The organism is Bacillota bacterium (assembly GCA_040754675.1).
In the GTDB taxonomy this organism is placed as follows: Bacteria; Bacillota; Limnochordia; order Limnochordales; family Geochordaceae; genus Geochorda.
Genome location: JBFMCJ010000217.1, coordinates 1 through 6,870 on the forward strand (window position 1 = coordinate 1; position 6,870 = coordinate 6,870).

At 68.5% G+C, this 6,870-nt stretch carries 6 protein-coding genes; 3 read left to right on the forward strand and 3 right to left on the reverse strand.

Annotated elements, in window-relative coordinates:
- Nucleotides 1–192: 192 nt before the first annotated feature.
- Genes AB1609_12895 through AB1609_12905 form a run of 3 tightly spaced genes read right to left on the reverse strand, consistent with a single transcriptional unit; the run spans nt 193 to nt 2,869 of the window.
- Complete coding sequence (locus AB1609_12895) at nt 193–801, reverse strand: hypothetical protein (protein MEW6047356.1); 609 nt, start codon at nt 799–801, stop codon at nt 193–195.
- A complete protein-coding gene (locus AB1609_12900) occupies nt 798–2,108 on the reverse strand; it encodes a HAMP domain-containing sensor histidine kinase (protein MEW6047357.1) in 1,311 nt (436 codons plus the stop codon). The genes AB1609_12895 and AB1609_12900 overlap by 4 nt, the downstream gene beginning before the upstream one ends.
- On the reverse strand, nt 2,105–2,869 hold the full coding sequence (locus AB1609_12905) for a response regulator transcription factor (protein MEW6047358.1): 765 nt from the start codon (nt 2,867–2,869) through the stop codon (nt 2,105–2,107). The genes AB1609_12900 and AB1609_12905 overlap by 4 nt, the downstream gene beginning before the upstream one ends.
- A gap of 116 nt (nt 2,870–2,985) precedes the next feature.
- On the opposite strand from AB1609_12905, the gene galE reads away from it, so the two are divergent.
- The 3 genes from galE (at nt 2,986) to AB1609_12920 (ending at nt 6,657) form a co-directional block, all read left to right on the forward strand.
- Nucleotides 2,986–3,960, forward strand: a complete 975-nt coding sequence (galE, locus tag AB1609_12910; protein MEW6047359.1) for a UDP-glucose 4-epimerase GalE — start codon at nt 2,986–2,988, stop codon at nt 3,958–3,960.
- 129 nt (nt 3,961–4,089) lie between these two features.
- On the forward strand, nt 4,090–5,286 hold the full coding sequence (locus tag AB1609_12915) for a hypothetical protein (protein MEW6047360.1): 1,197 nt from the start codon (nt 4,090–4,092) through the stop codon (nt 5,284–5,286).
- A gap of 102 nt (nt 5,287–5,388) precedes the next feature.
- Nucleotides 5,389–6,657 carry a KamA family radical SAM protein gene (locus AB1609_12920; GenBank protein MEW6047361.1) on the forward strand — a complete coding sequence of 423 codons (1,269 nt, stop codon included), beginning with the start codon at nt 5,389–5,391 and terminating at the stop codon, nt 6,655–6,657.
- The last annotated feature ends 213 nt before the right edge of the window (nt 6,658–6,870 follow it).

Here is a 6,870-nt window from a genome sequence, read left to right on the forward strand (position 1 = left end):
CCCGAAGGGCGCAAGGGAACCGAAGCGGGCCGAGGAGAGCACCACGGCCAGCAGCCCCGCGGCGGCCGGCCCGGCGAGTCGCAGCCGCACCACAGCTCGTCCCCGGGCGTCACGTTACCATAGGCGGGGCGGTGGTGCTGTCGATGAACACTCTCAATAGAGCGAGAGATTGCACAGACAGGGCAGGGGTATCTACAGGCGGCCGCCGCGGTAGGGCCGGTTCTCCTTCAGCCGGCGGGCAAGCTCCAAGAGCCAGTCCAGCCGGGATTTCATCGCCCCGTACTCGCTGTCGCTGCGGTACCGGAACCGTACCGCGATACGCCGGACGCCGCCGAGATCTTCATCGATGACCCGGAATTCGCGGTACTGCCTCAGAAGCCTGGCGAGCCGCTCCGCCACCGCGAAATCGTCGATGCCCGGCCCGGCGTGCGTCGAAATGAACTCGTACGAGACCGAGAATTCCCCGCCTTCGGCCGGGCGCGCCCCGATCGCGCCGCGGGCCCTCAGTTCGTCGATGTGATCGTTGAGCACGTCGCAGGCCCTCAGGAGCACGTCGAGGCCCTCGGGGTCGTCGGGGGCCTCCGGCAGGCCCGGCTCCCCGCCGGCCCGCTCGTCTGCGGCGCCCATCGACCGCATCATCCACTCGTCGCTGAGTTCGAAGCGGCCGGAGTCCGGCTGGAACTGGAACGGGCTTTCCCGGCAGCGTTCCAGAGCTGCCTGCAGGGATCGCATCTCCCCGCTTGACAGCGCACGCGCCAGGATCTCCCGCCACGCATCCTCCAGGAGGTTGTGCCCGTTCACTGGCTGTGGACCCCTTCCCTACGGCCGTTGACGCTCACCGCCGCCGGAAGGGCCGTGGCCGGCAGCGCGAAGGTGAAGGCCGCGCCGCCCTCCGGCCGGTTTGCCGCCCAAACCCGGCCACCGTGAGCCTCCACCACCGATTTCACGATGGCAAGCCCGATTCCAGAACCGCCCGTCTGGCGGCTGCGGCTCATGTCCGCCCGGTAAAAGTGGTCGAACACGAACGGCAGGCTCTTTTCCGGTATGCCCGGGCCGTTGTCCTCCACCGTGACCAACACTTCCGGCCGCGACGTCCCGCCCGGGTAGACTCGCACCCGCACCCACCCGTCGTGCGGCGGGATGTGGCGCACGGCGTTGCTCAGCAAGTTGGCCAGCACCTGGCCGATCCGGTCGGTGTCCACTTGCACCGCCGGGGTCGGCCGGGTCTCCACCACGAGCCGGGCACCGAGCTCCTCAAAGCGGGGCCGCCACAGGTCGGCCGCCTGCTCCACCAGCTCGTCGAGCCTCGCCAGCCGGCGGTGCAGGCTCAGCTCCCCCGCCTCCGCCAAGGCCAGGTCCCTCAGATCGTTGACCAGACGGACCAGCGTGCCGACCTGCGTGTGGAGGGCCGCGATGCGTTCGGGACGCGGCGTCGTAACGCCGTCCAGCATCGACTCCAGGTTCGCCTGGACCACCGCCAGGGGCGTGTTGAGCTCGTGCGCGATGTCCGCCAGGAGCTGGCGGCGCTGCTGCTCTTTGCGGGCCAGAGCCCGCTCCATGGTGGTGAACGCGTCGTCCAGGTGGTCGACCTCGTCGCCCCGCGCCGGCGGCGCCCAATGGGCCGCTTCGGCAAGGGCCAGCGCCCTGGCCGAGAGGCGGCGCAGGCGCCGGGTGAAGCTCGAAGCCATCAGCGCGCCGAGCCCTGCCCCGGCCACCACCACCCCCACGCCGACGCGCCAGAGCACCGCCTCCACGCCCTCAAGGAAGCGGTGCTCCCGCACCCCCATCATGAGGCGCATGGCCTCGGCCCACCGGGGACCCATCATGCGGCGCATCATCCAGCCGTAGCCCTCGGCCACTTGGTCTTCCGGGCGGATTCGCTCCGGCGCCACTTCCTGGGGCAGCGGCGGCTGCAGGGCCTGCCCGCCCGGTAGCCCCTCCCGGGTGGAGGTGCCGGGCTCCGCCGAGCGAACCCATCCCCGCACCCCTACCAGATACCGGCCGAACTCCGCCCGCACCGCCCACTGGGCGACCAACCCCACCGCGGCCACCGACATGACGGCGACCAGCGCGAACCCGGCGGCCATCTTGACGGCTATCCGGTTCATGACAAAACGCCCCGCGTTCCGCTTACGAGCTTGTACCCGACCCCGTAAACCGTGGCGATGAAGCGCGGCTGGCGGGGGTCGTCGTCCAGCTTCTGGCGCAGGTTCTTGATGTGCGCGTCGATGGTGCGTTCATAACCTTCGAAAGCGTAGCCTTGCACCCGCTCGACGAGTTGCAGGCGCGTGAACACCCGTCCCGGGTGCGCGGCGAGCGTGGCCAGGATCTTGAACTCGGTGGGAGTCAGGCCCAGCTCTCGCCCGTTGGCAAACGCCTGGTGGCGCGCCACGTCCACCACAAGCGCCCCCACCCGGTAAACTTCGTCGCTCTCCCGCCCGGCGCGGCCAGCCGCCGGCGAGCCGGCGGAGGCCACGGGCGCCCGCCGCTGGGTGCGCCGCAGCACGGCGCGGATTCGCGCCACCACCTCACGAGGGCTGAACGGCTTGGTGATGTAGTCGTCGGCGCCGAGTTCCAGGCCGACCACCCGGTCCACCTCGTCGCCTCGGGCGGTCAGCATGATGATGGGGACATCCGACCCTGCGCGAATCTGCCGGCACACCTCCCGGCCATCCACGCCCGGCAGCATCAGGTCGAGCAGGATCAGGTCGATGTGCTGGGTCTGGACGGCCTCGAGCGCGGCAAGCCCGTCGGGGGCCGTTACGACCGTGAAGCCTTCCGCCTCGAGGTACGCCTTGACCACCTCGACGATCTCCGGCTCGTCCTCTACCACCAGGACGGTGCCTTGCGGCGCCGTCTCTACGGCCAACGCCTTCCACCTCACTTATCCGCCACCTCTAGGTTCATCCTTCGGGAAGGGGGTCGTCAAGGCGAGATGGAATGGAGAGGCGACTCAGGACGGAGAGGCAGGCCACACCAACAACCGTGCGCATTCTGGTCACCGGCGGTGCCGGTTACGTGGGAAGCCACGCCGTGATCGATCTGGTCGAGGCCGGTCACGACGTGACGGTCGTGGACAATCTCAGCACGGGGCACGCGGACGCCGTCTGCGGCGCGCGCCTGGCGGTGGGGGACATCACGGAAAAGGAGAGCCTGGAGGCGATCGTGGCCCGGCACGGGCCGTTCGAGGCCGCCATGCACTTCGCCGCCCTCACTCAGGTCGGCGAATCGATGCAGCACCCTGCCCGCTACTTTCGCGTCAATGTCGCCGGCACCCTAAACCTCCTGGAAGCGCTGGTTCGAAATGGCACGCGTTCCTTCGTTTTCTCCTCCTCGGCAGCGGTCTACGGCGAGCCGGTCCGCATTCCCATCCCGGAGGACCATCCGCTGAACCCCCGCAATCCCTACGGCGAAAGCAAGCGCATGGTGGAGGCCATGCTCACCTGGTTTCAACGCGCCCATGGCGTGCGCTGGGTGAGCCTTCGGTATTTCAACGCCGCGGGGGCCGATCCCGCCGGCCGCACGGGCGAGCGCCACGACCCCGAGACGCACCTCATCCCGGCCGTGCTGCTGGCCGCAGCAGGCCGTCGCAGCGCCGTCGAGGTGTTCGGCACGGACTGGCCCACGCCGGACGGCACGTGCATCCGGGACTTCATCCACGTGAGCGACCTGGCGCAGGCCCACCGCCTCGCCCTCGAGTACCTGGCTGGCGGCGGCGAGAGCGCCGCGTTCAACCTGGGGAGCGGGCACGGCTGGTCGGTGCGAGAGGTTCTCGAGACTTGCCGGCGCGTGACGGGGCGAGATTTCGAAGTAAGAAGCGCCCCCCGCCGGCCGGGCGATCCGGCGGTGCTGGTAGCGTCGAGCGCCCGCGCCCGGGAGGTGCTGGGCTGGCGGCCCCGTTTCGTGACGCTCGACGAGATGGTGCAAACCGCCTGGGAATGGCACCGGAGGGGCTATTGACAGGGGGATCGGCCACCCTTAGAATCAAGCCAGCCTGAGGGGCCATAGCGAGCCCGGCCCGTGCGGGACCTGTCTCGCCCAACCGTATCAGGTGCAGCATGACAAGGGCGGAGAGGATTTTCCGCTTCCGTGAGTCAGGTGCGCCTGGGTCTGGCGTTTAACCTGCGCCGTTCGGGGGGTCGCGACGGCCCTGAAGACGCAGAAGCTGAATACGACTCGTGGAGTACGGTCTCGGCGCTTGCCGAGACCCTTTCTTTTGGCGGTGCGTTCCGGGTCCTGCTGATGCCCGTCGAGGCGGACTTTCCCCGGCTCCTGGAACGCGTGAAGCCCGACGCCGTCTTCAACATCGCGGAGGGCTGGGGTGGGCGCAGCCGGGAGATGCTGGCGCCCGTGGCGCTGGAAATGGCGGGCATCTCTTACACGGGGTCGGATCCGGTCGCTCTCGGCGCCGCCATGGACAAGTCCCTGGCCAAGATGGCTGCCCAGGCGGCAGGCGTCCCCACGGCGCCGTGGCAGGTCGTGGCGGACGTCGAGGAACTCCGCAGCCTGGCCGGCGAGTGTCAATTCCCCGCCTTCGTCAAGCCGCTCGCGGAAGGTTCCAGCAAGGGCGTCCGGCAGAGCTCCCGCGTGGACAACGTCACGCAGCTTGCCGAGCAGGTTGAGTGGGTGATCCGGCAGTACGGGCAGCCGGCGCTGGTGGAGGCGTTCCTTCCGGGGCGAGAGTTCAGCGTGGGCGTCATCGGCAACCGGAGGCTGCGGACGCTGCCCGTGCTGGAGGTTCGCCCGCTCGCCTCGGGTGACGGGCCGGCCGGGGACGGGCCACCACAAGCACCTTCACCGCAACCGGAATTCGTTTACTGTTTCCACACCAAGAGCAAAAACCTGGAAAGGTTCCTCTGCCCGGCGCCGGTGGACGCGCGGCTTGCGGAAAAGCTGGACGCGTACACAAAGGCGGTCTTCCGGGCACTGTCCCTTTCGGACGTGGCACGGGTGGACTTCCGGCTCGATGCGGCGGGCGAGCCGCGCTTTTTGGAGGTCAACCCGCTTCCAGGCCTGTCCGCGGCCAGCCTGCTGACCGCCCAGGGAGAGGCCGCGGGCTTGAAGTTGCCCCGTCTGGTCGCTGCCATCCTGCTCGCCGCGGTGTCGCGCTGGGTGCGCCGCCAGGACATGGAGGAGTCCCTGCGCCGCCGGCTCCAGGCAGTGGGCGAGGCGGCTCGGGCGGCCCTTACCCCCGACTTCGGGTGGCTGGTGGAGACCATTGACGCTCCCGGTCCACCGGCGGCCGTGCCGGCGCCAGCGCCCGGCAGGCGCGCCCGGGTTTCGTAGGAACGAAGTTTCAGAGTTGTCCGGCCCCCGAGGCCCTAATTCGGGACGCCGGGCTTCCAATCCCAATCCGGCCGCCGGCCGGAAGGAGGCAGAGAGCCAAACATGCAGGAACGTCTCGAGGCGCACGAGGAAAGTTCGGAACCGCCGGGTCGTAGCTCCGAAGCTCGTGACGGTGAGTGGTACGATTGGCGCTGGCAGTTTCGAAACCGTGTACGCTGTGCCGAGGATCTGGCCCGGCATGCCCGGGTCACGCCGGAGATGGCGCAGGCCATTGAGGCGTGCTCCCGTGAGTTCCGTTTCGCGGTCACGCCGTACTACCTGAGCCTCATCGACTGGTCCGACCCCAACGACCCCATCCGCCGGCAGGCGATTCCCAACGCCGAAGAGCTCGAAGACCCGCTCGGAGGCACAGACCCCCTCCAGGAGGAAGATCACTCGCCGGTCAAGGGGCTGGTGCATCTCTACCCGGACCGTGTCGCCTTTCTGGTGACGGCCGACTGTGCGATATACTGCCGCCACTGCACGCGAAAACGGTTCGTCGGCAAGGGCGGCAAGATGACCGCCGAGGACGTGGACCGGGCTATCGAATACATCCGGCAGACCCCGCAGATCCGGGACGTGCTCGTCACCGGGGGAGATCCCCTCGTCGCCTCCGACGCGTGGCTGGAATCGCTCATCTCGAGGATCCGCGCGATTGCGCACGTGGAGATCATCCGCATCGGCACGCGCATGCCGGTGACCATGCCGCAGCGCATCACGCCCGAGCTGTGCAACATGCTCCAGAAATACCACCCCATCTGGGTCAACACCCACTTCAATCACCCCAGGGAACTCACCGCCGAGGCGGCCGCCGCGGTCGACCGGCTGCTGCGCGCGGGGATCCCGGTGGGCAACCAGACCGTGCTGTTGAAGGGCGTCAACGACGACCCCGAGGTCATGCGGCAGCTGGTGCAGGGGCTGTTGAAGATGCGCGTTCGGCCGTACTACCTGTACCAGTGCGACCTGCTGCGGGGCACCGCGCACTTCCGCACGCCCATTGAAACGGGTCTGGAAATCATCTCCTCGCTGCAGGGCTGGACGACGGGGTTCGGTGTGCCCACGTACGTCGTCGACACGCCCATCGGGAAAATCCCCGTCATGCCCCAGAATCTGGTCGAACGGGGCGACGGGTACGTGGTGCTGCGCAACTTCCAGGGTCGTACCATTCGACTTCCGAACCCGTCGCCCGAGGGCGCAACGCTGCCAGAGCAGGTCACGCCCGTCACCCCCGCCCCGCCGGACGCCGCCCATTCGAACGGCCGGACGAACGGTACCTATTCGAACGGCAAGGCGCACCGCACGCCGCCGGTGAGGGGCGGCCATCACGAGTAGAATATCCGGGCCTGTTGACCGCTAAAGACGAAAACCGGGCAGTATAGAAAGAGGGGCCAGGCTTGACAGCCGGCCCCTTTTCCGTTCTTTTTGAATACAGCTTGCGTTGGGAGGAAGCGGGCAGGGTAAATAGAATCTAGAACATCTGGCTGGCGCAACCGCCGGCTGGATGCGGAAATGGCCCGGGCGCCGAACGGGACGTTCCCGGATTCA

What these genes read in the sequence shown, in the direction of transcription:
- AB1609_12900 (MEW6047357.1), bottom strand. Translation starts at nt 2,108, where the DNA reads ATGAACCGGATAGCCGTCAAGATGGCCGCCGGGTTCGCGCTGGTCGCC.
- AB1609_12920 (MEW6047361.1), top strand. Translation starts at nt 5,389, where the DNA reads ATGCAGGAACGTCTCGAGGCGCACGAGGAAAGTTCGGAACCGCCGGGT.